Here is a 22,118-nt window from a genome sequence, read left to right as displayed (position 1 = left end):
GGCCTCATGCCACGACCTCTCCTGCCGGTGTCGCTCCCCCTGCCGCTCCCGGAAGCGCCCACCCGCGACGAGCTGATCTCCCACCTGGTGCGCACCCGGATCGCGGGGGACGTCGCCACACCGCGGGAGAACAACCTCGACCACTACCGCAAGCTCGCCAACGGCGACCGCCACTACTGGCTCGGCCTCGAACTGGGCGAGCGCTGGGTGGACGAGCAGGACGTGCTCGCGGTCATGGCGGAGCGCTGCGGCGTCAGCGACGACCCGGACTACCGCACGGGACAGGACACCATCGACCCGGAGCTGACCGCCGCCGCGCTCGACCGGGCCGCCGCCGAGCTGCGCAAGGTCGCCGAGGCCCGGGGCCGCGTCCTGTTCGCCACCGGCCACCCGGGGGCGCTGCTGGACATGCACGGCACCCTGGCCACCGCGCTGCGCGCCGTCGGCTGCGACATCGTGCGCACGCCGCTGCGCGTCTTCGCGGACGAGGGCGTCATCGTGCAGTTCCAGGGCGTCGCCACCTACGAGCGGGGCGCCTCGCTGTGGCACACCCACTCCCCCGAACCGATGGCCGGCATCCTGCACGCCCTGGAGCAGGCCGGGCAGTCCCTGCCCGACCTGGTGGTCGCCGACCACGGCTGGGCCGGCCGCGCCGCCCAGCACGGGCTGACCACGGTGGGCTTCGCCGACTGCAACGACCCCGCCCTGTTCCTCGGCGAGGCGGAGGGCACCCTGGAGGTCACCGTGCCGCTGGACGACCACGTGGTCGACCCGCGCTTCTACGAGCCGATGACGGCCTACGTGCTGGCTGCGGCGGGCCTCGCCGGCTGAGCGCCGGGCCCGGCCGACCGGGCGTCCGGCGCAGCATCCGGGTGGGCGGAGCCGGTGCTCCGAGGGCGCGGGACCCGCACGACCCCCTCCTGGATGACGGAGACGGCCAGCGCCCCCTCCCGGGTGAAGATCCGGCCCTTGGCCAGCCCCCTGCCGCCCTGCGAGGTGGGCGACTCCTGGTCGTAGAGCAGCCACTCGTCCGCACGGAACGGGCGGTGGAACCACATCGCGTGGTCCAGACTGGCCCCGACCACGTCGCCGACCGCCCAGCCGCCCCTGCCGTGCGCCAGCAGCACCGAGTCCAGCAGCGTCATGTCCGAGACGTAGGTGGCCAGACAGATGTGCAGCATCGGATCGTCGAGCTCGCCGTCCAGCTTCCCCTGGGTACGGAACCACACCTGTGAGCGCGGCCGGGAGGGCCGCCCGACGCTGCCGAACGGGGGCTCCGCCACGTACCGCAGGTCCACCGCCTCCCGCGCCCGCAGCAGCCGCTCGGGCACCGCGGGGTCGGTGAACAGGTGCTGGTAGCGCGGCAGGATCTCCTCCGCCGTGGGGAGGGTCTCCGGGTCGGGCGCGGAAGGCATCGCCTCCTGGTGCTCCATGCCCTCCTCGTGGACCTGGAAGGAGCCGGACAGATGGAAGATCGGCTGCCCGTGCTGGACGGCCACCACCCGGCGAGTGGTGAAGGACCGCCCGTCGCGTATCCGGTCCACCGTGTAGACGATCGGGGCGCCCGGGTCGCCGGCACGCAGGAAGTACGCGTGCAGGGAGTGCGGCAGCCGCCCCTCGGGAACGGTGCGGCAGGCGGCCACGAGCGCCTGCGCCGCGACCTGGCCGCCGAAGACCCGGGGGACGACGGCGGCCCGGCTGCTGCCGCGGAAGATGTCCTCCTCGACGCGCTCCAGGTCGAGCAGGTCGAGCAGGGACGTCAGTGCTTGGCTCATGCGCGTGATTCTGCCCGGACGGGGTCCGTCGGTGTTACGGCGCGGATCACACCGCCGCGGGCACCGCGGGACACGCCCCGGTGCGACGGTGCGTTCACAGGCCCATCGACTTCGCCACGATCGAGCGCATGACCTCGCTGGTGCCGCCGTAGATCCGCGAGACCCGGGTGTCCGCGTACAGGTTCGCGATCGGGTACTCCAGCATGTAGCCGTATCCGCCGTGCAGTTGGAGGCACCTGTCGATCACCCGGGCGGCCAGTTCGGTGGTGAACAGCTTGGCCGAGGCGGCGTCGGCGGGGGTCAGCTCCCCGGCGTCCAGCGCTTCGAGGGCCCGGTCGACGACGGCCTGCATCGCGTCCACGTCGGCCTTGCAGTCGGCCAGTACGAACTTGGTGTTCTGGAAGGAGGCGACCTCCTTGCCGAAGACGGTGCGCTCCTTGACGTACTCGTGCGCGAACCGCACGGCGGCGGCGGACTGGGCGTAGGCGCCGATGGCGATGCCCAGCCGCTCCTGCGGCAGGTTCTGGCCCAGGTAGCCGAACGCCTTGCCCTCCTCGCCCAGCAGGTCCTCCACGGGCACCCGGACGTCGGTGAAGGACAGCTCCGCGGTGTCGGAGGAGCGCAGCCCGAGCTTGTCCAGCTTGCGGCCCACCGCGTAGCCCTCGCTCGTGGTGTCCACCACCAGGATCGAGATGCCGCCGCGCCGGTCCTCGGGGGTGGCCGGGGCGGTACGGGCGCACACCAGGACCCGGTCGGCCTGGACGCCGCCGGTGATGAAGGTCTTGGCGCCGTTGAGGACGTAGTGGGTGCCGTCCTCGGACAGCTTGGCCGTCGTCTTCATCCCCGCCAGGTCCGAACCGGTACCCGGCTCGGTCATGGCGATGGCCGTCATCATCTCGCCGGAGACGAACGCGGGCAGCCAGCGCTTCTTCTGCTCCTCGTTGCCGTACTTGAGGATGTACGGCAGGCACAGCGCGGTGTGCACGCTGGAGCCGCCGAAGCTCACGCCCGCGCGGGCGCACTCCTCGGTGACGACCGCGTTGTACTTGAAGCTGGTCTCGCCCGCGCCGCCGTACTCCTCGGGCACCTCGATGCCGAAGATGCCCAGCTCGCCGAGCTTCTTGTAGAAGTCCTTGGGGACGTAGCCCTGCTCGGCCCACTGCGGGTAGTGGGGCACGACCTCGGCCGCGATGAAGTCACGGATCGTCCGGCGGAACGCCTCGTGGTCCTCGTTGAACACCGTGCGGCGCACAGCACGCCTCCTCTTCATGTACGGCCTCGGCCATGGCTAAGCGCTTGCTCAGTCTCGCTGCTCCAAAGCTACCGAGGGGTCACCTCCACTGTCCAGAGCGGGGCGCCACCCGGAACGCCGCGGCCGGGCACCGGGGCCTACCCGGCACCCTCGCGGGGCTCGGCAGCGGAGAGGGCGCCGCGCGCGAGGCGGTGCAGCAGCGCGGCCGTCGTCCCGCGGTCGGGCATCCGGGAGGAACCGCTCAGATGCGGCGTCGAGTTGAGCAGCCCGAAGACCGTGTGCACGGCGACCCGCGCCTCCAGCTCGGTCAGGACCGGGTACAGCGCACGGACCGCGGAGACCCACAGCTCGACGTACTGCCGCTGGAGCTTGCGCACCTGCTTGCGGTCCGCCTCCGGCAGCCGGTCGAGCTCACGGTCGTGGAGAGTGATCAACTCGCGGTCGTCGAGCGCGAAGTCGATGTGGCCCTCGATCAGCGCGTCCAGCGCCGCCGAGGGACCGAGACCGGCCGCCGCCGACTCCTCCGCCCGGCGCCGGCCCCCCTCGTAGAGCCGCTCGCTGATCCCCACCAGCAGCTCGGCCAGCATCGCATCCTTGCCCGCGAAGTGGCGGTAGAGCCCGGGGCCGCTGATGCCGACAGCGGCCCCTATCTCGTCGACCCCCACCCCGTGGAATCCCCGCTCGGCGAAGAGCCGGGCGGCCTCCCGCAGGATCTGCTCCCGCCTGCTGGGTGCGGCCGTGCCTGCCGTCCTGGTGCTCATGCCGTCCATTCTAGACAGGCCGGTTAGCAGGCGTTAACCTGAAGCAGTCGGTTAACGACCACTAACCGAGCCGGTCGGGGTGTGGCCGGGGTGTGCGAGCGAGGGAGCGGGCCGGTGATGCACGAGCGGACGGTACGGGACGTGAGCGGGCACGGTCCTGCGGCGCCGCGCCTGACGAGCGCCGTCGACCCGGACTCGGAGGCGGCCGCCGAGAACCGCAGGGGCCACCGCGAACTGGCCGGGCGGCTGCGCGAGAAGCTCGCCCGCGCCCGGCTGGGCGGAGGCGCGCGGGCCCGTGAGCGGCATGTGGCGCGCGGAAAGCTGCTGCCCCGCGACCGGGTCGACACCCTGCTGGACGCGGGCTCCCCGTTTTTGGAGCTGTGCCCGCTGGCGGCCGACGGGATGTACGAGGACGCGGCGCCCGCGGCCGGAGTGATCGCGGGCATCGGCCGGGTCTCGGGCCGCGAGGTGGTGATCGTCGCCAACGACGCGACGGTCAAGGGCGGCACCTACTACCCGATGACCGTCAAGAAGCACCTGCGGGCCCAGGAGGTCGCGCTGGAGAACCGGCTGCCGTGCCTGTATCTGGTCGACTCGGGCGGCGCGTTCCTGCCGATGCAGGACGAGGTCTTCCCCGACCGGGAGCACTTCGGCCGGATCTTCTACAACCAGGCCCGGATGTCGGCCGCCGGCATTCCGCAGATCGCCGCCGTCCTCGGCTCGTGCACGGCGGGCGGCGCCTACGTCCCGGCGATGAGCGACGAGGCGGTGATCGTCCGCGAGCAGGGCACGATCTTCCTCGGCGGTCCGCCCCTGGTGAAGGCCGCCACGGGCGAGGTCGTCACCGCGGAGGAGCTGGGCGGCGGCGAGACCCACTCGCGGGTCTCCGGCGTCACCGACCACCTCGCCGAGGACGACGCGCACGCGCTGCGCATCGTGCGGCACATCGTCTCGACGCTGCCCGCCCCCGCCTCCCCCGGCGCCCTGCCCTGGGCCGTGCGCCCCGTGGAGGAGCCGGCCCTCGACCCGGCGGGGCTCTACGGCGTGGTGCCCGTCGACTCCCGCACCCCCTACGACGTGCGGGAGGTGATCGCCCGCGTCGTGGACGGCTCGCGCTTCCAGGAGTTCAAGGCGGAGTACGGCACGACGCTGGTGACGGGCTTCGCCCATGTGCACGGCCACCCGGTGGGCATCGTCGCCAACAACGGCATCCTCTTCTCCGAGTCGGCCCAGAAGGGCGCCCACTTCATCGAGCTGTGCGACCAGCGCGGCATCCCGCTGCTCTTCCTCCAGAACATCTCGGGCTTCATGGTCGGCAAGGACTACGAGGCGGGCGGCATCGCCAAGCACGGCGCCAAGATGGTCACCGCCGTGGCCTGCGCGCGGGTGCCGAAGCTGACGGTGGTGATCGGCGGCTCCTACGGCGCGGGCAACTACTCGATGTGCGGCCGGGCCTACAGCCCGCGCTTCCTGTGGATGTGGCCGAACGCCAAGATCTCCGTGATGGGCGGCGAGCAGGCCGCGTCGGTCCTGGCCACCGTCAAGCGGGACCAGATGGAGGCCCGCGGCGAGGAGTGGCCCGCGGAGGCGGAGGAGGAGTTCCGGGCCCCCGTCCGCGCCCAGTACGAGACGCAGGGCAACGCCTACTACGCCACGGCACGGCTGTGGGACGACGGGGTGATCGACCCCTCGGAGACCCGGCAGGTGCTGGGCCTGGCCCTGACGGCCTGCGCCAACGCCCCGCTCCCGCACCGCGATCCGGAAGCGCCCCGCTTCGGCGTCTTCCGGATGTGAGGCCGGCCCGGATGGCGACGCGGGATGCGGTGAGGGCGGTGCCGGACGCGGGCGCGGGAGGTTCGAGTCACGACGTGAGGGCGAGGAGAGGCTGGATGTTCGACACCGTGCTGGTGGCCAACCGCGGGGAGATCGCGGTGCGCGTGATCCGCACGCTGCGCAGGCTGGGCGTCCGCTCGGTCGCGGTCCACAGCGACGCGGACGCCGACGCCCGCCACGTGCGGGAGGCCGACACGGCCGTGCGGATCGGCCCGGCCGCCGCCGCCCACAGCTACCTGAGCATCGAGCGGCTGCTGGAGGCGGCGCACCGCAGCGGCGCCCAGGCCGTGCACCCGGGGTACGGCTTCCTGGCGGAGAACGCCGAGTTCGCGCGGCGCTGCACCGAGGCGGGCCTGACCTTCGTCGGGCCGCCCGTCGGAGCCATCGAGCTGATGGGCGACAAGATCCGCGCCAAGGAGACGGTCCGCGCGGCGGGGGTCCCGGTGGTGCCGGGCTCCTCGGGCAGCGGGCTGACCGACGCCGAACTGGCCGTCGCAGCCCGCGAGACGGGGCTTCCGGTGCTGCTCAAGCCGTCGGCGGGCGGCGGCGGCAAAGGCATGCGGCTGGTGCGTCAGGAGGCTGCGCTGCCGGAGGAGATCGCCGCTGCCCGTCGCGAGGCCAGCGGCGCGTTCGGGGACGACGGGCTGCTGGTGGAGCGGTGGATCGACCGGCCCCGGCACATCGAGATCCAGGTGCTGGCCGACGGACACGGCACCGTGCTGCACCTCGGGGAGCGCGAGTGCTCCCTCCAGCGGCGCCACCAGAAGATCGTCGAGGAGGCCCCCAGCCCCCTGCTGGACGCGGCGACGCGTGCGGCGATGGGCGAGGCGGCGGCCGACGCGGCCCGCTCGTGCGGCTACCGCGGCGCGGGCACGGTCGAGTTCATCGTCCCGGGCGACGGCTCGGGTGCCTACTACTTCATGGAGATGAACACCCGCCTCCAGGTGGAGCACCCGGTCACCGAACTGATCACCGGGCTGGACCTGGTGGAGTGGCAACTGCGGGTGGCGGCCGGGCAAGCGCTGCCGTTCGCGCAGCGGGACATCGCGCTGGACGGGCACGCGGTGGAGGCCCGCATCTGCGCCGAGACCGCCCGCCTGGCACCGGGCGCCGCGGACGGCCGTGTCGACTTCCTGCCCTCGGCGGGGCGGGTACTGCTGCTCCAGGAGGCGCAGGGCGAGGGTGTACGCACCGATTCCGGGCTCACCACGGGCACGGAGGTGGGCACGACGTACGACCCGATGCTCGCCAAGGTCATCGCCTGGGGCCCGGACCGCGCGGCGGCGCTGCGCGGCCTGCGGGCGGCGCTGGCGCGGACGACGGTGCTGGGGGTCGACACCAACACGGCCTTCCTGCGCGGTCTCCTCGCCCACCCGCAGGTCGCCTCCGGCGACCTGGACACCGGCCTGGTGGACCGCGCGGCAGCCGGGCTGCTGCCAAAGGCGGTGCCCGCGGAGGTGTACGGCGCGGCAGCCCTGCTGCGGCAGACCGCTCTCACCCCCGGCGCGCCGCACCAGGGTGTGTGGGGCGCAGACGGCGGGCCGGAGGGGGACTCCCTGTCCGGCCCGGGTACCGGCCGGGAAGGCGGCACGGGCACATGGGTGAGCCCGTTCGCGGTGCCCTCGGGGTGGCGGATGGGCGGGCAGCGGGCGTGGACGGTGCACCACCTGCGGGTGCCAGGACACGACCCGGTGGCGGTACGCGTCCGGCCGGCCGCGCCGGACGGCAGGCGCCCCGAGGCGCCCGTGCTGCCGGGCGAGGCGGAGATCAGCGTCGAGGGCGCCACCCCGGTCCGGGCGAGGCTCGCCCCCGGCCCCTGCTCCGACGGCCACCCGGGCGGGGGCGCGGACCAGGACGGCACTGTGCGGCTCGACTGGGACGGCATGAGCCTCACCTTCACCCGTGCGCTGTGCCCGGAAGGGGACGTGCCCGGCGTGTGGCTGGGCAAGGACGGCGAGGCCTGGCAGGTGCGGGACCACGACCCGGTAGCCGCCGCCCTGCAACAGGCGGGCACCCCCCAGGGAGCCGATGCGCTGACGGCCCCCATGCCCGGCACCGTCACCCTCGTCAAGGCCGCGGTGGGGGACGAGGTCGCGGCCGGGCAGAGCCTGCTGGTGGTGGAGGCGATGAAGATGGAGCACGTCATCACGGCCCCGCACGCCGGGCGGGTGACCCAACTGGACGTCACAGCCGGCAGCACCGTCGCGATGGACCAGGTGCTCGCGGTGGTGGACCCGCACGGGAACACAGCGGACGGCGGGACGGAGGCAGCCGTATGACGAACAGCACGAACCTGCCCATGGTGGTGCCCCGGGACGGGCTGCCCACCCGGGTGCGCATCCACGAGGTCGGGCCGCGGGACGGGCTGCAGAACGAACAGGCCGTCGTGCCGGTCGAGGTGAAGGCGGAGTTCATCCACCGGCTGGCCGCCTCCGGGCTGACCACCGTGGAGGCGACCAGCTTCGTCCACCCCAGGTGGGTGCCGCAGCTCGCCGACGCGGAGCAGCTCTACCCCCGGCTGACCGGGGACGGTCTGGCCGGGGTGCGGCTGCCCGTACTGGTGCCCAACGCGCGCGGGCTGGAGCGGGCCCTGGCGCTGGGGGCGCGGGAGGTCGCGGTGTTCGCCAGCGCCACCGAGTCCTTCGCCGAGGCCAACCTCAACCGCACGGTGGACGGCGCGCTGGAGATGTTCGAGCCGGTGGTGGCCCGCGCACGGCAGGAGGGGCTCGCGGTGCGCGGCTACCTGTCGATGTGCTTCGGCGACCCGTGGGAGGGTGCCGTACCGGTCGAGCAGGTGGTGCGGGTGTGCCGGGCACTGGCCGGGATGGGCTGCGCCGAGCTGAGCCTGGGCGACACCATCGGCGTCGCCACCCCGGGCCACGTCCAGGCGCTGCTGTCGGCTCTGCACGAGGCCGGGCTGTCGGAGCGGACCGCGGGCGGGCCCCGGCTTGCTGTGCACTTCCACGACACCTACGGACAGGCCCTCGCCAACACCCTGGTGGCGCTCCAGCAGGGCGTCACGACGGTGGATGCCTCGGCCGGCGGACTGGGCGGCTGCCCGTACGCCAGGAGCGCCACCGGCAACCTCGCCACGGAGGACCTGGTCTGGATGCTGGACGGACTCGGCATCGAGACCGGCGTCGACCTCGCGCGGCTGACCGCGACCAGCGTCTGGATGGCCGGGCAGTTGGGCCGCCCCAGCCCCTCCCGCACGGTCCGCGCCCTCGCGGGTACGGCCCCCTCCCCTTCCGGCACCTCCTCTTCGACCTCACCGGACTTCAAGGAGCAGTGAGCATGGCTCTCGACCACCGCCTCGCCCCCGAGCACGAGGAACTGCGCCGCACCGTCGAGGAGTTCGCCCACGACGTGGTGGCCCCGAAGATCGGCGAGTTCTACGAGGCACACGAGTTCCCCTACGAGATCGTCCGCCAGATGGGCACCATGGGCCTGTTCGGCCTGCCCTTCCCCGAGGAGTACGGCGGCATGGGCGGCGACTACCTCGCGCTCTGCCTCGCCCTGGAGGAGCTGGCCCGCGTCGACTCCTCGGTGGCGATCACGCTGGAGGCGGGCGTCTCGCTCGGGGCGATGCCGGTGCATCTCTTCGGTACGGAGGAGCAGAAGCGCCAGTGGCTGCCGAAGCTGTGCTCCGGAGAGATGCTGGGCGCCTTCGGGCTGACGGAACCCGAGTGCGGCTCGGACGCGGGCGGCACCCGCACCACGGCCGTGCTCGACGAGGAGACGGACGAGTGGGTGATCAACGGCAGCAAGTCCTTCATCACCAACTCCGGTACGGACATCACGGGGCTGGTCACGGTCACCGCCGTCACCGGGCGCAAGGAGAACGGCGCGCCGCGCATCTCCACCGTCATCGTCCCGTCCGGGACGCCCGGTTTCACGGTGGCCCCGGCCTACTCCAAGGTCGGCTGGAACGCCTCGGACACCCACGAGCTGTCCTTCACCGACGTCCGTGTCCCCCGGGCCAACCTGCTGGGCGAGCAGGGCCGTGGCTACGCGCAGTTCCTGCGGATCCTGGACGAGGGCCGGATCGCGATCTCCGCGCTCGCGACGGGTCTGGCCCAGGGCTGTGTGGACGAGTCCGTGGCCTACGCCAACACCCGGACGGCGTTCGGCAAGCCGATCGGCGCCAACCAGGCGATCCAGTTCAAGATCGCGGACATGGAGATGCGTGCCCACACCGCCCGCGTCACCTGGCGTGACGCCGCCGCCCGGCTGGTGGCGGGCGAGCCGTTCAAGAAGCAGGCGGCGCTGGCCAAGCTGTACTCCTCGGAGATCGCCGTCTCCAACGCCCGGGAGGCCACCCAGATCCACGGCGGCTACGGCTTCATGAACGAGTACCCGGTCGCCCGCATGTGGCGCGACGCCAAGATCCTGGAGATCGGCGAGGGCACCAGCGAGGTCCAGCGCATGCTGGTCGCCCGCGAGCTGGGGGTGGGCGTCTGACCCACCCCTGTCTCGGGGATCCCCACCGCTGCGGACCCGGCCCGAGGCGCTCCCGTCGGGGTGCCCGCCCCGGGCCGGGACACCGGGTCACCTCGGCCACGGCACCTGCGGTGAGCGGTGGTAGTTCACCCCCATCCGCTCCCAGCGCGGCCCGTGCTGGGCGAGCCGCTCACGGTAGGTGCCCCAGTCGTGGGTGGCGGCCGGGGACCAGCCGAGTTCGGCGACGCCGGGCAGCCGGGGGAAGGCCATGTATTCCAGTTGGCCACTGGTCGTAAGGGTCTCCGCCCACAGCGGGGCCTCCACACCGAGGACGGCTCCCTCGGGGACGCCGTCGAGGTAGGTGGCCGGGTCCCAGTCGTAGGAGCGCCGCGTGGAGACGTACCCGGCCCATGACAGACCGAGCGGCGTGTCCTTGTCGTACTTCATGTCGAGGTAGGAGCGGTCGGCCGGGGAGATCACCAGCCGGGTGCCCGCGCGGGCTGCGGCGGCCACCTGGGCGCGTTCCTCGGCACCGGTCCGGTCGTAGCCCCAGTACTGGGCGACGGTGCCCCGGCGCGGCGCCGCGGTGATCTGGTGCCAGCCGATGGCCGTCTTGCCGTACTTGGCCACGATGGGCTGGACGCGTTTCATGAAGGCGTCGTAGTCCTCCTGGCTGGTGGAGTGCGCCTCGTCCCCGCCGATGTGCAGGTAGGGGCCGGGGGTCAGGTCGGCCAGCTCGCGGATCACGTCGTCGACGAAGTCGTACGTGCGCTCCAACGGCACGCACAGGGAGCTGAACCCGACCTCGGTGCCGGTGTAGAGGGGTGGCGCCTTGCCGTCGCAGTTGAGCTCGGCGTACGAGGCCAGGGCGGCGTTGGTGTGGCTCGGCATGTCGATCTCGGGGACGAGGGTCAGGTGCCGGTCGGCGGCATAGTGCACGATCTCGCGGTAGTCGGCCTTGGAGTAGTGGCCGCCGGGCCCGCCGCCGACCTGGGTGCTGCCGCCGTAGGTGGCCAGCCGCGGCCAGGAGTCGACGGCGATGCGCCAGCCCTGGTCGTCGGAGAGGTGCAGATGCAGGGTGTTGATCTTGTAGAGGGCGAGCTGGTCGATGTAGCGCTTCACCGCGTCGACGGGGAAGAAGTGCCGCGCGACGTCCAGCATCGCGCTGCGGTAGGCGTAGCGCGGGGTGTCGACGACGGTGCCGCCGGCGATCCGCCAGGGGCCGGGCTGCGGGCGGTCCGCCTCGATCGCGGCGGGCAGGAGCTGGCGCAGGGTCTGGATCCCGTGGAAGAGCCCGGCGGGTTCGCGGGCGCTGAGGACGGCGGCGCGCTCGGTGACGTGGAGCCGGTAGCCCTCGCGGCCGAGCCGGCGGTCGTCGGTCAGCCGCAGGTGGATGCCGTCGCGGCCGCTGCGGGTGGTGACGGGCAGGCGGTAGCCGGTGGCGGGCCGCAGCAGGTCGGCCAGTTGGCCTGCGACCTTCCGCGCCGACTCGGCGCCCCCCGCACCGGCGGCGGCACCCGCGTCGGCGGCGGCACCCGCGTCGGTGGTGGCACCCGCGTCGGTGGTGACGGCGCCCTCGTGGGTGGCGGCGCCCCTGCCCTGCTCCTCGTTCTTCCCGGTCTCCTCGGTGGCGCTCCTGCTGTCGTGCCCACGCCCGTGGCCGCCGCCATGACCGTGGCCGCCACCATGGCCACCCCCGCCGCCATGGCCGTGTCCGTCACGGCCGTCACTCACGCGGATGACGGTCCGCGGGGTGATCTCGTACGGCTTGCCGGCCTGCCGTACGGAGGCGGGCGCGGGTATCACCTGGTCGAGTGGGCGCGGGGCGTGTGCGGCGCCGGTCCCCTCGCCCAGGGCCGCGGCGGCTGCCGGGGTGCCCGGCAGTGCGGTGGCCGCGAGGAGTGAGGCACACAGGAACAGCAGCGGTCTGCGTCGTCGTCCCATCAGCGATCCCTCCGAGCTCCGGGGCGACCGGAGCTCATCGAACGGTTGTTCACTGGAGTGGCGCACTCTCAACGAAAGCCATGTTCACGACACTTCGCCATGGTGGCGGTCCCGTCGAGCGACGGGAAGACATCGGAGGGCTCCGGTTTCCGCCACGCCGTGCCCGCTATCGGGCAGATTTCTTGCGATCGAGGCGTCGAGACAGCACTATCGACGAGTGCCCGACGCTCCGACCCCGGTCCACGACGACCTCCTCGACCATCTGGTCCGCACCACGCCGCTCCAGCGCGGCGAGGCGGCCCGGGTGGTGCTGGACGTCCTGTCGTACTTCGACGAGACGGCCCCCGAGTTCGTCCGGCGTCGGCACCGCGAGCTCCAGGCCAAGGGGCTGACCAACCCCGAGATCTTCGAACGCATCGAGGCGGAGTTGCCGCACCGCGCCGTGGCACCACCCCGGCTGTCCCTCAGACAGCTCCGCCGCATCGTCTACGGCTGACCGGGCACGGCACCGACGGCCCCGGCCGGCGACAGCGACCGAGCCGGCACCAGCGACAGCAGCACAGCGCACGACCGAGAGGCAGGGCATCAGCAGTATGTGCGGAATCGTGGGATATATCGGGAAGCGTGACACCGCCCCGCTCCTGCTGGAGGGTCTCCAGCGGCTGGAGTACCGCGGGTACGACTCCGCGGGCATCGCCATCCAGGCCGCCGGAGCCGGCGGCAAGACGGGCGGCCTCAAGACGGCCAAGACCAAGGGCCGGGTCCGCGATCTGGAGGAGCGGATCCCCAAGCGGTTCTCCGGCACGGCCGGTATCGCCCACACCCGCTGGGCCACCCACGGCGCACCCAACGACGCCAACGCCCACCCGCACCTGGACCCGGCCGAGAAGGTCGCCGTCGTCCACAACGGCATCATCGACAACGCCGCCGAACTGCGCGCCAAGCTGAGCGCGGACGGCATCGCCCTGGTCTCCGACACGGACACGGAGGTGCTGTCCCATCTGATCGCGGCCGCGCAGGCGGAGAGCCTGGAGGGGCGCGTCCAGGAGGCGCTGCGCCACATCGAGGGCACATACGGCATCGCGGTGCTGCACGCCGACTTCCCCGACCGCATCGTGGTGGCCCGCAACGGTTCGCCCGTGGTGCTGGGGATCGGGGAAAACGAGATGTTCGTCGCCTCGGACGTCGCCGCCCTCGTCTCGCACACCCGTCAGGTCGTCACCCTGGACGACGGCGAGATGGCCACCATCAAGGCCGGTGACTACCGCACCTACACCACCGAGGGCTCGCGCACCGCCTCCTCGCCCGAGACGGTGGAGTACGCCGCCGAGTCCTACGACCTGGGCGGGCACGACACCTACATGCACAAGGAGATCGCCGAGCAGGCGGACGCGGTGGACCGGGTGCTGGCCGGCCGGATCGACGACCGGTTCGCCACCGTCCACCTCGGCGGCCTCAACCTGGATCCGCGGGAGGCGCGGGCCGTGCGCCGGGTGAAGATCCTGGGCTGCGGCACCTCGTACCACGCGGGGCTGATCGGCGCCCAGATGATCGAGGAGCTGGCCCGTATCCCTGCCGACGCGGAGCCGGCCAGCGAGTTCCGCTACCGCAACGCGGTGGTGGACCCGGACACCCTCTACATCGCGGTCTCGCAGTCCGGGGAGACCTACGACGCGCTCGCCGCCGTCCAGGAGCTCAAGCGCAAGGGCGCCCGCGTGCTGGGCGTCATCAACGTGGTCGGCTCGGCCATCGCGCGCGAGGCGGACGGCGGGGTGTACGTGCACGCGGGCCCGGAGGTCTGCGTCGTGTCCACCAAGTGCTTCACCAACACGGTGGTCGCCTTCGGACTGCTCGCCCTGCACCTGGGGCGCACCCGCGACCTGTCGGTCAAGGACGGCAAGCGCATCATCGAGGGGCTGCGCAGACTGCCGGACCAGATCACCGAGATCCTCAAGCAGGAGCCGGAGATCGAGAAGCTGGCCAAGAGCTACGCCGACGCCCGCTCCATGCTCTTCATCGGCCGGGTGCGCGGCTATCCGGTCGCCCTGGAGGCCTCGCTCAAGCTGAAGGAGGTCTCCTACATCCACGCCGAGGCCTATCCCGCCTCCGAGCTCAAGCACGGGCCGCTGGCGCTGATCGAGCCGGCGATGCCGACGGTGGCGATCGTGCCCGAGGACGACCTGCTGGAGAAGAACCGCGCGGCCCTGGAGGAGATCAAGGCCCGCAGCGGCCGCATCCTGGCCGTGGCGCACCAGGAGCAGGAGAAGGCCGATCACACCATCGTGGTGCCGAAGAACGAGGACGAGCTGGACCCGATCCTGATGGGCATCCCGCTCCAACTCCTCGCGTATCACACGGCGCTGGCGCTGGGCCGGGACATCGACAAGCCCCGCAACCTGGCCAAGTCGGTCACCGTGGAGTGAGACCCGGCAACACCGCCGCGAGCACCCGGGGCCGGGTCCGAGCGCGGTGCGGGTGACGAGATGGGCGGAATCCCGCGCGGGCCACCAACCGCGCGGGATTCCGCCTCCCCTGTGCCGGCGTCGCCCATTACGCCGGCAGGTGGGCCGCCGTACGGAACCGTCACTTGCCGGACGGCGGCACGCCTCGGGCCGGGGACTCCCACGTGCTGTCTGTATGCCCCCCACAAACGCACGACGCACCTCTACGCACGGGTAGATTTATCGATCCGCACAGTCGCAACCGCAGAAGCGGGCCCGGGAGTTGGGTGAACGCACACTCCTCGGAGCCGGACCGGCCCCGCTCTTTCGTGCGGCCGGGCTCAGGGAACGACCACGACCGGCCGCTGGGCCCGCCGCGCCAGGCGGCCCGCCACCGAACCGAAGAGCCGCCCCACCAGACCGTGCGAGGAGCCGACCACGATGGCGTCGGCCGCGTACTCGCTGCCGACCTCCTCCAGTTCGTGGCAGATGTCTCCACCCCGCTCCACCAGGATCCACGGCACCTCGGACAGGTGGTCCGCACAGGCGAGTTCGAGCCCGAGGACCTCGGTGCGGTGGTCGGGGACGTCGACGAAGACGGGCGGCTCGCAGCCGGCCCACACGGTCGTCGGCAGCCGGTTGGCGACGTGCACGATGATGAGTCCGGAGCCGGTACGGTGCGCCATGCCGATGGCGTAGGCGAGCGCCCGTTCGCTGGAGAACGAGCCGTCGAAGCCCACGACGACGCCGTGCTGGAAAGCGGGATCGCAGGAGTGGCGTGGCTCGTCCGCCGCTTCGGGAATCGCCGCGGAGTCGGCGATCTGCCTGCGGTCCGCTGGGTCAGGGATCTCGTGTCCTGCCATGGATTGTCTCGGCGAAGTGAGTCCTCTGTGCAGAGGGACGACGGACGGCTTGCGCTCTCTCGGTCTGCTCGGGGCCGGTGGGGCCCGCTCGACGGATACGACGGATACGCCGCCGACTGCGACGAATCGACGAAGACCGGGAATGGTCTTCCCACGTCCTTTACCCAAAGGGTACGGCGGCACTCCCCCCGTGCCCATGGAATGAAGGACGACCGCCGGGGCGGTTGAACCGGGAGCATGCCTGAGCGCGGCCCTCAGCGCAATGCCGCGTTACGCCCCTTACGCGCCTCCTTGACACCGGCGAGACCTTCCGGCGTCGGGATGCGCGAGGCACCGCCCCCTGACCTGCGGCTCTCCGTTCCGCACCCGCCACCGTGGTCACGTACCGCACGCGCCTGTCACCTACGGTGCCGACGGCCTGCCCGCCCGCGGCGCACCCGTGGAGCGACTCCGGGGCGGCCCCGGAACGGCTCGGAGGCCGACTCGGAGGCGAGTCCCCGGGGACCGGGCGGAGACGCCCGCGGGACCGGTACGGGAGCGGGCCGAAGACGGGGCGGGCCGCCGTCCGGACGGCCCGACTTGATCGACGCGATGGCGCGAGCCGATCGCTCAGGGCGCACACCGGCGCACAATCAGTAACATGACGTCACTCGCCGTCCCCGCCTCCCTCCACCGTTCCGCGACCAGGCGAAGCATGCGCCTCCCACGCCCCTCCGCACCGGTGGCGTGCGCCCCGGAAGTGACCGGATCGTACGTCCGAGCCCCCTCGTTTTTCGGCCAACTTGGGACCGCACCCCAACCCTTGCCACCACACTTCCCCGACCCCCTGCCACCAGCGGCGAAAGGAGCGCCGCGCGGGTGTGCACCCTACGTTGACGGGGCAGAGAGGGCATGCGTACTTCCCTGCAGCCTGCTGGAGTGAAACGCTTCGTGATCGAACGCTTCACGCCAAGTTGCCTTGTCGACATAGCGCCGGATGCCGAACTTGCACCGCCCACCTCATCCGACGCAGTAGATTCGATCTTGGCTTTCGCTGCGGGGGAGAGCGGGGGAGATGTGTATGGACCGAGAGGAACACAACGATTGAGGGGGGCTTAGTTCCAATGAGCCAGGACTCCACGAACGGCCCAGTCGAGACCCGCAAGCTGGCCGCGCGCCGCCGGCGCGAGATCGTGGCGGTGTTGCTCTTCAGCGGTGGTCCCATCTTCGAGAGTTCCATCCCGCTCTCCGTCTTCGGAATCGACCGCCAGGACGCCGGAGTTCCCCGCTACCGGCTGCTGGTCTGCGCGGGCGAGGACGGGCCGCTGCGCACCACCGGCGCGCTCCAACTGAGCGCGCCGTACGGGCTGGAGGCGATCTCCCGGGCCGGTACCGTCGTCGTCCCCGCCTGGCGCTCCATCACCCAGCCACCACCGCAGGCCGCACTGGACGCGCTGCGCCGCGCGCACGAGGAGGGGGCCCGGGTCATCGGGCTGTGCACCGGCGCGTTCGTCCTCGCCGCTGCGGGTCTGCTCGACGGCCGTCCGGCCACCACGCACTGGATGTACGCACCGACGCTCGCCAAGCGCTACCCGGCCGTGCACGTCGACCCCCGCGAACTGTTCGTGGACGACGGCGACATCCTCACCTCCGCAGGCACGGCGGCGGGCATAGACCTGTGCCTGCACGTCGTACGGACCGACCACGGCGCAGAGGCCGCCGGGGCGCTCGCCAGGCGCCTGGTCATCCCGCCCCGCCGTGGCACCGGCCAGGAGACCGGCGGCCACCCTCGCCACCTGGACCGCTCCTTACCAGAGGAGATCGGCGCCGACCCGCTCGCCGAAGTCGTCGCCTGGGCGCTGGAACACCTCCACGAGCAGTTCGACGTGGAGACCCTCGCCGCGCGCGCGTACATGAGCCGCCGCACCTTCGACCGGCGCTTCCGGTCTCTTACTGGGAGCGCTCCACTGCAGTGGCTGATCACCCAGCGCGTGCTCCAGGCCCAGCGCCTGCTGGAGACCTCGGACTACTCCGTGGACGAGGTGGCGGGCCGCTGCGGCTTCCGCTCCCCCGTCGCGCTGCGCGGTCACTTCCGCCGTCAGCTCGGTGCCTCTCCCGCCGCCTACCGGGCCGCCTACCGGGCCCGGCGGCTCGACGGGGACCAGGGCGACGAGGACGCCGGGCCGCCCTTCGCCGACGGCCCGGAGGGCGCCGTACGCCTGCCGCACCAGCCCCAGCCCGGCCACGGCCAGGCGTACGGACACGGCGGCCCGGGCCACGCCCGTGGCCCGGGGCCGGGATCCGGTCAGGGCTGGGTCCACGGCCAGGGCGCGGCGTACGGCCAGGGCCCGGGGTACGGCCAAGGGGCGGGGTACGGCCAGGGGGCCGGACTCCCACCAGGCCAGGGACACGGCCAGGGTGCGGGGCACAACAACGGTCAGGGGCACGCCCACGGCCAAGGGCACGGCTTCGGGAACGGCCAGGTACCGCACCACGGTTCCGGCAGTCAGGGGGCCGTCCCCGGCAGCGGGCCGGGACAGGGGCGGAGCAGCGGTCAGATGCCGGGCCAGAGCCAAGGCCAGGGGCAGCAGGCGCAGACGCAGGGGCTCGGCCAGGGAGCCGGGCAGGCACGGGCTCCCCGTGCCGGTCACCCCGGATCCGGCCACTCGGCGCCGCCCGAGCAGGGTGCGGCACCGGGGCAGCCCGGTCGGCAGGGGTCGCCAGGGACGGGATCCGAGCAGGCCGGGGCCGCCGGTGCGGAGGAGGCGGTTCTCGAACCGGGGGCCGCCGGACAAGAGGGGCTGCGCGCGTTCCGGAGCGTCCGGGAGAGCCGCTTCGAGCAGGGCAAACCCGACGCGGACGCGTTCGCCCCGCGGGTTCCGGGGCAGCGTGGGCGGGGCGAGGGCTGACCCGGGCGGGTCACGTAGTGTGAAGCGCATGAACGATCGCATGGTGTGGATCGACTGCGAGATGACCGGCCTCTCGCTGTCCGATGACGCGCTCATCGAGGTGGCCGCGCTGGTGACCGACTCGGAGCTGAACGTACTCGGCGACGGCGTGGACATCGTGATCCGCCCGCCCGCCTCCGCGCTGGAGGCGATGCCGGAGGTGGTGCGCCGGATGCACACCACCTCCGGCCTGCTCGCGGAGCTGGACGGGGGGACGACGTTGGCCGACGCGGAGGCCCGGGTCCTGGCGTACCTGCGCGAGTGGGTGCCGGACGCCGGCAGGGCGCCGCTGTGCGGCAACTCCGTCGGTACCGACCGCGGTTTCCTCGTCCGGGACATGCCGGCGCTGGTGAGCCACCTGCACTACCGCATCGTGGATGTCTCCTCGGTCAAGGAGCTGTCCCGCCGCTGGTACCCCCGGGCCTACTACAACAGCCCGGAGAAGAACGGGAGCCACCGTGCGCTGGCCGACATCCGGGAGTCGATCGCCGAGCTGCGGTACTACCGCGAGGCGGTGTTCGTCCCGCAGCCCGGCCCCGACTCGGAGACGGCGAAGAAGATCGCAGCCCGGCACGTGCTGCCTCCGGCGGAGTGACCGCGGACCCCTCCGAAAACCCGTGCGCGAGCACGCCCTCGAAGCCTGTACACTCTTAGCAGCCCGGTCGGGGACTCACTTCCCGAGCCGGACGTGGTGGTCGTAGCTCAGTTGGTAGAGCACCTGGTTGTGGTCCAGGAAGTCGCGGGTTCAAGTCCCGTCGTCCACCCTTGAGAAGAAGGGCCCGTAATCGGCTTCCGAGCCGGTCACGGGCCCTTCTCGTGTCGTAGCGCCGACGCCGCCGCCGTCGTGCCGCGCGGGACACGCGGCCGTCGGGGCATAAAAACACCGCATTCCCGGCCTCCTCCCGGAGGCGGGAACGCGGTGCTGACGGGCGGGCAGAGCTAGGCGTCTGCCACTTCGAACCGAACCGGTTCGGTTCAGTCGTTCTGCATCGGGCCGAAGACGAAGATCACGGAGTCGCTGACGATGTGGTCGTCGTCCGAGACGTGGATCTTCTTCCACTCCTTCTTGACCGACTCGTGCACCGAGTTGTGCTGGTGCCCCTGCGGCCAGGCGGCAGCGGAACCCGCGCCCGCACCGGCCAGGCCGAGGACGGCGAAGCCGACAGCGACGGAGCGCGCAAGCGTACGCATACGCATGTGAACCTCCAAGGGTTTGGTTGGACGAAGCACCACGATGGCGGGCGAAGTGTCACTTTTTGGTACAACACGAAAACGTCGGCCGGAATGAACCCGGACGGCGCACCCGTTTTATTCGAACTAATATTCGGTACGTGAGTGAGTGGCGCGATCGTGCGGGGCCGTGGGCGCGGGCCCGCATGCCGGACGGGCAGGAGCTGGACGTCGTCGTCACCGGCCGGTCCCGGACGCCCGACGGCCACTGGTGGTACGAGTGCGAGGCGATCCTGCCCAGCCGCTACCAGCACCCCGACGGCCGTACCGAACCCGGCAGCGCCCCGACCGCCATCAGCGTCTCGGCCGAGCACATCACTCCGCTCCCCGGCGAGGACTACGAAGCCGTACCGACCGCGGGGGCGGTGGCCGGCCGCCAGTGGGTGGCCGTGCGGGTCCGGGGCGTCGGCACCGAGGGGCCCTGGTGGTGCGTGCACCGACGCGACTGCTGGCAGGCCCGGGACGGGTGGCTGACCCGGCGGATCACCGCACGGGAGGCCATGTCCCTGCTCACCTGCGCCGAGGAGGCCCGGGTATGCGACGTGTGCCGCCCCGACCGGGCCCTGTGCCGATCCCACCGCTGACCGCCGCCGCTCCGCCACCGCGCGCACCCGGGGGCGACTGGCCGCGCGGAGGGCGAAAGGCCGGGCCTCACGTCAGGTGGACGCCGTGGTCGGCGAGGTAGCGGACGGGGTCGATGTCGCTGCCGTACCCCGTTCCGGTGCGTACCTCGAAGTGGAGGTGCGGCCCGAAGGTGCGGCCCGTGTCGCCGGAGAGGCCGAGTCCGGTTCCGGCGCGTACGGAGTCACCGGCGGCCACGGAGACCTCCGACAGGTGAGCGAAGAGCGTGTACATGCCGTCCGTCATGCGTACCGTGACCGCCTTGCCGTAGTCACCGGCCCACCCCGCGGACACCACCTCCCCCGGGCCCACGGAACGGACGAAGGTGCCCACCGGTACGGCGAGGTCGACACCGGTGTGGTGCCCCGCCGCCCAGTCGCCCGCCACCCCGTACGCCTCCGAGATCCGCACCCCTTCCCGCCCCACCGGCCCCACCCACGCGCCGTCCCCGGCCTCGGTCCCCGCGGAGCTGCCGGACTCCCCCGCCCCGGACCCCGCGGAAGCGCCCGGCTCCCCCGTCGGACGGGAGTCGGGACCCGCGCCGGGCTCCCCGGTCGGGCCGGGCGACCCGGGACCGGGCTCGGCGGGGCCGGGCAGGGTGAGCGGGGAGCCGGCGTCGAGCGGACCGCGCCGGGCAGCCGGGGCGACCGCGGACAGAGGGTCGCCCGGCCCGCTGCCGGAGACGGCGGGCAGGGCGACGGCGGGGAGGGTGAGGGCCGCGAGCAGGGTGACGGCGCCCGCGGCACCGACGCCCGGGCGGCGGCGCGGCACCCCCGTCGCGGGGATCGCCGTGCGGGGCTTCGCTCTTCCGGTCGCTGTAGGGGCCATACCCGCGATGCAACGGCCCCCGGTGGGCACCGCGCACCCGGAGCGGGGCCCAAGGGGTGAGCGGATACCCCGTCAGGAGGAGGCCCGGGTGACCAGTTGGGTGGGCAGCACCCGGTGGCAGCGGTCCCCCTCGGCGGGGCTGGCCGCGGTGGCGGAGGTGCCCGGCGTTCCCTTGCCCAGCAGCTCCAGCAGGACGCGGGCCATCTCGCGGCCCATCTCGGCGAGGGGCTGCCGCACGGTGGTCAGCGGCGGATCCATGTGGCGGGCCACGACCGAGTCGTCGAAGCCGACGAGCGCCACGTCGTCGGGCACGGTCCTGCCCGCCTCGCGCAGGGCGTGCCGGGCTCCGGCGGCCATCACGTCGGAGGCGCAGAAGACGGCGTCGAGCCGCGGCGTGCGCTCCAGAAGCTGCCGCATGGCGTGCGCGCCGCCCTCCTCCGTGAAGTCGCCGGGGGCCTGCAGCTCGTCGCGCACGGGGCGGTCGGCGTCGCGCAGCGCGGCGCGGTAGCCGTCGGCGCGGCAGCGGGCGGCGTACACGTCGGCGGGTCCGGCGATGGTGGCGACGGTGCGGCGGCCGCGGGTGAGCAGGTGGGTGACGGCGCGGTGGGCGCCGCCGCTGTTGTCGCAGTCGACGTAGGGCGTCGGTTCGGCGGCGCGGCGCCGTCCCCCGAGCACGGCCGGGACCCCGGCCCGGGCCAGCAGGTCGGGCAGGGTGTGGTCGGCGTGCACGGAGACGAGCAGCACGCCGTCGACACGGTGGGCGGCCGCGTACTGCGCGAAGCGGTCGCGCTCCTGCTGGGTACGGAGCAGGGTGAGGAGCAACTGCATGTCGGCGCCGGTCAGTTCGGCGCTGATGCCGTGCACGATGCCGGAGAAGTACGGCTCGGTGAGGAAGCGGGACCCGGCCTCGGGCACGACCAGCGCGATGGCGTCGGCCCTGCCGGCCGCGAGGGCGCGGGCCACCCGGTCGGGCACGTACCCCAGTTCGGCGACGGCCTCCTCGACGAGGGCGCGTGTGCGGTCGCTGACGCGGGCCGAGCCGTTGACGACGCGGGAGACGGTGCCGCGTCCCACTCCGGCGCGGCGGGCGACCTCTTCCAGGGTCGGCCGGGACGGTGTGCGTCTGCCGGTGCGCGAGCCGCGCGCTGCTGCCATGGTCCCCTCCCCCGCGCCGCGAGCCCCGGCCCGGCGGGGCCGGGGCGA

At 72.7% G+C, this 22,118-nt stretch carries 17 protein-coding genes, 1 tRNA gene and 1 pseudogene; 11 read left to right on the top strand and 8 right to left on the bottom strand.

Translation table 11 applies throughout. The features are described from left to right. The first annotated feature begins 6 nt into the window (after window positions 1–6). A complete protein-coding gene (locus H297_RS0117635; protein WP_199787224.1) occupies window positions 7–831 on the top strand; it encodes a phosphatase in 825 nt (274 codons plus the stop codon). Here the strand turns inward: H297_RS0117635 and H297_RS36890 are convergent. The 3 genes from H297_RS36890 to H297_RS0117620 all read right to left on the bottom strand — a co-directional run bounded on the left by H297_RS36890 (window position 798) and on the right by H297_RS0117620 (window position 3,788). Next, window positions 798–1,775: an acyl-CoA thioesterase gene (locus H297_RS36890; RefSeq protein WP_078514222.1), complete on the bottom strand. Its 978-nt coding sequence runs from the start codon at window positions 1,773–1,775 to the stop codon at window positions 798–800. The genes H297_RS0117635 and H297_RS36890 overlap by 34 nt on opposite strands. Window positions 1,776–1,869: 94 nt before the next feature. After that, entirely contained in the window at window positions 1,870–3,027 is a 1,158-nt protein-coding gene (locus H297_RS0117625; RefSeq protein ID WP_027738148.1) for an acyl-CoA dehydrogenase family protein, read from the bottom strand. 137 nt (window positions 3,028–3,164) lie between these two features. Further along, window positions 3,165–3,788 (bottom strand): SACE_7040 family transcriptional regulator, encoded by a 624-nt coding sequence (locus tag H297_RS0117620; RefSeq protein WP_027738147.1) that lies wholly within the window; start codon window positions 3,786–3,788, stop codon window positions 3,165–3,167. Window positions 3,789–3,905: 117 nt separating this feature from the next. On the opposite strand from H297_RS0117620, the gene H297_RS0117615 reads away from it, so the two are divergent. The 4 genes from H297_RS0117615 (at window position 3,906) to H297_RS0117600 (ending at window position 10,082) form a co-directional block, all read left to right on the top strand. Then, complete coding sequence (locus tag H297_RS0117615) at window positions 3,906–5,582, top strand: carboxyl transferase domain-containing protein (RefSeq protein WP_051351935.1); 1,677 nt, start codon at window positions 3,906–3,908, stop codon at window positions 5,580–5,582. Between the two features lie 95 nt (window positions 5,583–5,677). Continuing rightward, window positions 5,678–7,900, top strand: coding sequence for an ATP-binding protein (locus tag H297_RS0117610; RefSeq protein ID WP_027738145.1), 2,223 nt, complete (start codon window positions 5,678–5,680; stop codon window positions 7,898–7,900). After that, window positions 7,897–8,913, top strand: a complete 1,017-nt coding sequence (locus tag H297_RS36885; RefSeq protein ID WP_051351934.1) for a hydroxymethylglutaryl-CoA lyase — start codon at window positions 7,897–7,899, stop codon at window positions 8,911–8,913. The genes H297_RS0117610 and H297_RS36885 overlap by 4 nt, the downstream gene beginning before the upstream one ends. Before the next feature lie 2 nt (window positions 8,914–8,915). Beyond that, complete coding sequence (locus H297_RS0117600; protein ID WP_027738144.1) at window positions 8,916–10,082, top strand: acyl-CoA dehydrogenase family protein; 1,167 nt, start codon at window positions 8,916–8,918, stop codon at window positions 10,080–10,082. 87 nt (window positions 10,083–10,169) lie between these two features. Here H297_RS0117600 and H297_RS0117595 read toward each other — a convergent pair whose 3' ends face one another. Next, window positions 10,170–12,005 (bottom strand): beta-N-acetylhexosaminidase, encoded by a 1,836-nt coding sequence (locus H297_RS0117595; RefSeq protein WP_027738143.1) that lies wholly within the window; start codon window positions 12,003–12,005, stop codon window positions 10,170–10,172. A gap of 217 nt (window positions 12,006–12,222) precedes the next feature. Between H297_RS0117595 and H297_RS0117590 the strand changes: the two genes are divergently transcribed. Both H297_RS0117590 and glmS read left to right on the top strand, forming a co-directional pair. Beyond that, window positions 12,223–12,501 (top strand): hypothetical protein, encoded by a 279-nt coding sequence (locus H297_RS0117590; RefSeq protein WP_027738142.1) that lies wholly within the window; start codon window positions 12,223–12,225, stop codon window positions 12,499–12,501. Window positions 12,502–12,598: 97 nt separating this feature from the next. Further along, window positions 12,599–14,428 carry a glutamine--fructose-6-phosphate transaminase (isomerizing) gene (gene glmS / locus H297_RS0117585; protein ID WP_027738141.1) on the top strand — a complete coding sequence of 610 codons (1,830 nt, stop codon included), beginning with the start codon at window positions 12,599–12,601 and terminating at the stop codon, window positions 14,426–14,428. Window positions 14,429–14,787: 359 nt separating this feature from the next. On the opposite strand, the gene H297_RS0117580 is transcribed toward glmS, so the two are convergent. After that, on the bottom strand, window positions 14,788–15,309 hold the full coding sequence (locus H297_RS0117580; RefSeq protein WP_027738140.1) for a universal stress protein: 522 nt from the start codon (window positions 15,307–15,309) through the stop codon (window positions 14,788–14,790). 1,103 nt (window positions 15,310–16,412) lie between these two features. Here H297_RS0117580 and H297_RS40765 point away from each other — a divergent pair. The 3 genes and pseudogenes from H297_RS40765 to H297_RS0117565 all read left to right on the top strand — a co-directional run. Further along, a pseudogene (locus H297_RS40765) lies at window positions 16,413–17,448 on the top strand (helix-turn-helix domain-containing protein); the annotation flags it as partial. A 777-nt stretch (window positions 17,449–18,225) separates the two neighbouring features. Then, window positions 18,226–18,831, top strand: coding sequence for an oligoribonuclease (orn, locus tag H297_RS0117570; protein ID WP_027738138.1), 606 nt, complete (start codon window positions 18,226–18,228; stop codon window positions 18,829–18,831). A 96-nt stretch (window positions 18,832–18,927) separates the two neighbouring features. Beyond that, window positions 18,928–19,000 (top strand) — tRNA-His (locus H297_RS0117565). 211 nt (window positions 19,001–19,211) lie between these two features. Here the strand turns inward: H297_RS0117565 and H297_RS0117560 are convergent. Beyond that, window positions 19,212–19,427 carry a hypothetical protein gene (locus H297_RS0117560; RefSeq protein WP_486589549.1) on the bottom strand — a complete coding sequence of 72 codons (216 nt, stop codon included), beginning with the start codon at window positions 19,425–19,427 and terminating at the stop codon, window positions 19,212–19,214. Between the two features lie 140 nt (window positions 19,428–19,567). Here H297_RS0117560 and H297_RS0117555 point away from each other — a divergent pair, with 140 nt between their 5' ends. Continuing rightward, the gene (locus H297_RS0117555; RefSeq protein WP_027738136.1) at window positions 19,568–20,050 is read left to right on the top strand and encodes a DUF6233 domain-containing protein; all 483 of its coding nucleotides are present in this window, start codon (window positions 19,568–19,570) and stop codon (window positions 20,048–20,050) included. Between the two features lie 67 nt (window positions 20,051–20,117). Here the strand turns inward: H297_RS0117555 and H297_RS44320 are convergent, their stop codons facing one another. Both H297_RS44320 and H297_RS0117545 read right to left on the bottom strand, forming a co-directional pair. Next, complete coding sequence (locus H297_RS44320) at window positions 20,118–20,915, bottom strand: peptidoglycan DD-metalloendopeptidase family protein (RefSeq protein ID WP_106959651.1); 798 nt, start codon at window positions 20,913–20,915, stop codon at window positions 20,118–20,120. A 72-nt stretch (window positions 20,916–20,987) separates the two neighbouring features. Then, window positions 20,988–22,070 (bottom strand): LacI family DNA-binding transcriptional regulator, encoded by a 1,083-nt coding sequence (locus H297_RS0117545; RefSeq protein ID WP_027738135.1) that lies wholly within the window; start codon window positions 22,068–22,070, stop codon window positions 20,988–20,990. Window positions 22,071–22,118 lie beyond the last annotated feature (48 nt).

It is taken from the genome of Streptomyces sp. CNT360, from assembly GCF_000424785.1.
This window is presented reverse-complemented; position numbering and strand designations above follow the sequence as displayed.

What these genes read in the sequence shown, in the direction of transcription:
- H297_RS36885 (WP_051351934.1), top strand. Translation starts at nt 7,897, where the DNA reads ATGACGAACAGCACGAACCTGCCCATGGTGGTGCCCCGGGACGGGCTG.
- H297_RS0117610 (WP_027738145.1), top strand. Translation starts at nt 5,678, where the DNA reads ATGTTCGACACCGTGCTGGTGGCCAACCGCGGGGAGATCGCGGTGCGC.
- orn (WP_027738138.1), top strand. Translation starts at nt 18,226, where the DNA reads ATGAACGATCGCATGGTGTGGATCGACTGCGAGATGACCGGCCTCTCG.
- H297_RS0117545 (WP_027738135.1), bottom strand. Translation starts at nt 22,070, where the DNA reads ATGGCAGCAGCGCGCGGCTCGCGCACCGGCAGACGCACACCGTCCCGG.
- H297_RS0117620 (WP_027738147.1), bottom strand. Translation starts at nt 3,788, where the DNA reads ATGAGCACCAGGACGGCAGGCACGGCCGCACCCAGCAGGCGGGAGCAG.
- H297_RS0117595 (WP_027738143.1), bottom strand. Translation starts at nt 12,005, where the DNA reads ATGGGACGACGACGCAGACCGCTGCTGTTCCTGTGTGCCTCACTCCTC.
- H297_RS44320 (WP_106959651.1), bottom strand. Translation starts at nt 20,915, where the DNA reads ATGGCCCCTACAGCGACCGGAAGAGCGAAGCCCCGCACGGCGATCCCC.
- H297_RS0117560 (WP_486589549.1), bottom strand. Translation starts at nt 19,427, where the DNA reads ATGCGTACGCTTGCGCGCTCCGTCGCTGTCGGCTTCGCCGTCCTCGGC.
- glmS (WP_027738141.1), top strand. Translation starts at nt 12,599, where the DNA reads ATGTGCGGAATCGTGGGATATATCGGGAAGCGTGACACCGCCCCGCTC.
- H297_RS0117615 (WP_051351935.1), top strand. Translation starts at nt 3,906, where the DNA reads ATGCACGAGCGGACGGTACGGGACGTGAGCGGGCACGGTCCTGCGGCG.
- H297_RS36890 (WP_078514222.1), bottom strand. Translation starts at nt 1,775, where the DNA reads ATGAGCCAAGCACTGACGTCCCTGCTCGACCTGCTCGACCTGGAGCGC.
- H297_RS0117635 (WP_199787224.1), top strand. Translation starts at nt 7, where the DNA reads ATGCCACGACCTCTCCTGCCGGTGTCGCTCCCCCTGCCGCTCCCGGAA.
- H297_RS0117600 (WP_027738144.1), top strand. Translation starts at nt 8,916, where the DNA reads ATGGCTCTCGACCACCGCCTCGCCCCCGAGCACGAGGAACTGCGCCGC.
- H297_RS0117580 (WP_027738140.1), bottom strand. Translation starts at nt 15,309, where the DNA reads ATGGCAGGACACGAGATCCCTGACCCAGCGGACCGCAGGCAGATCGCC.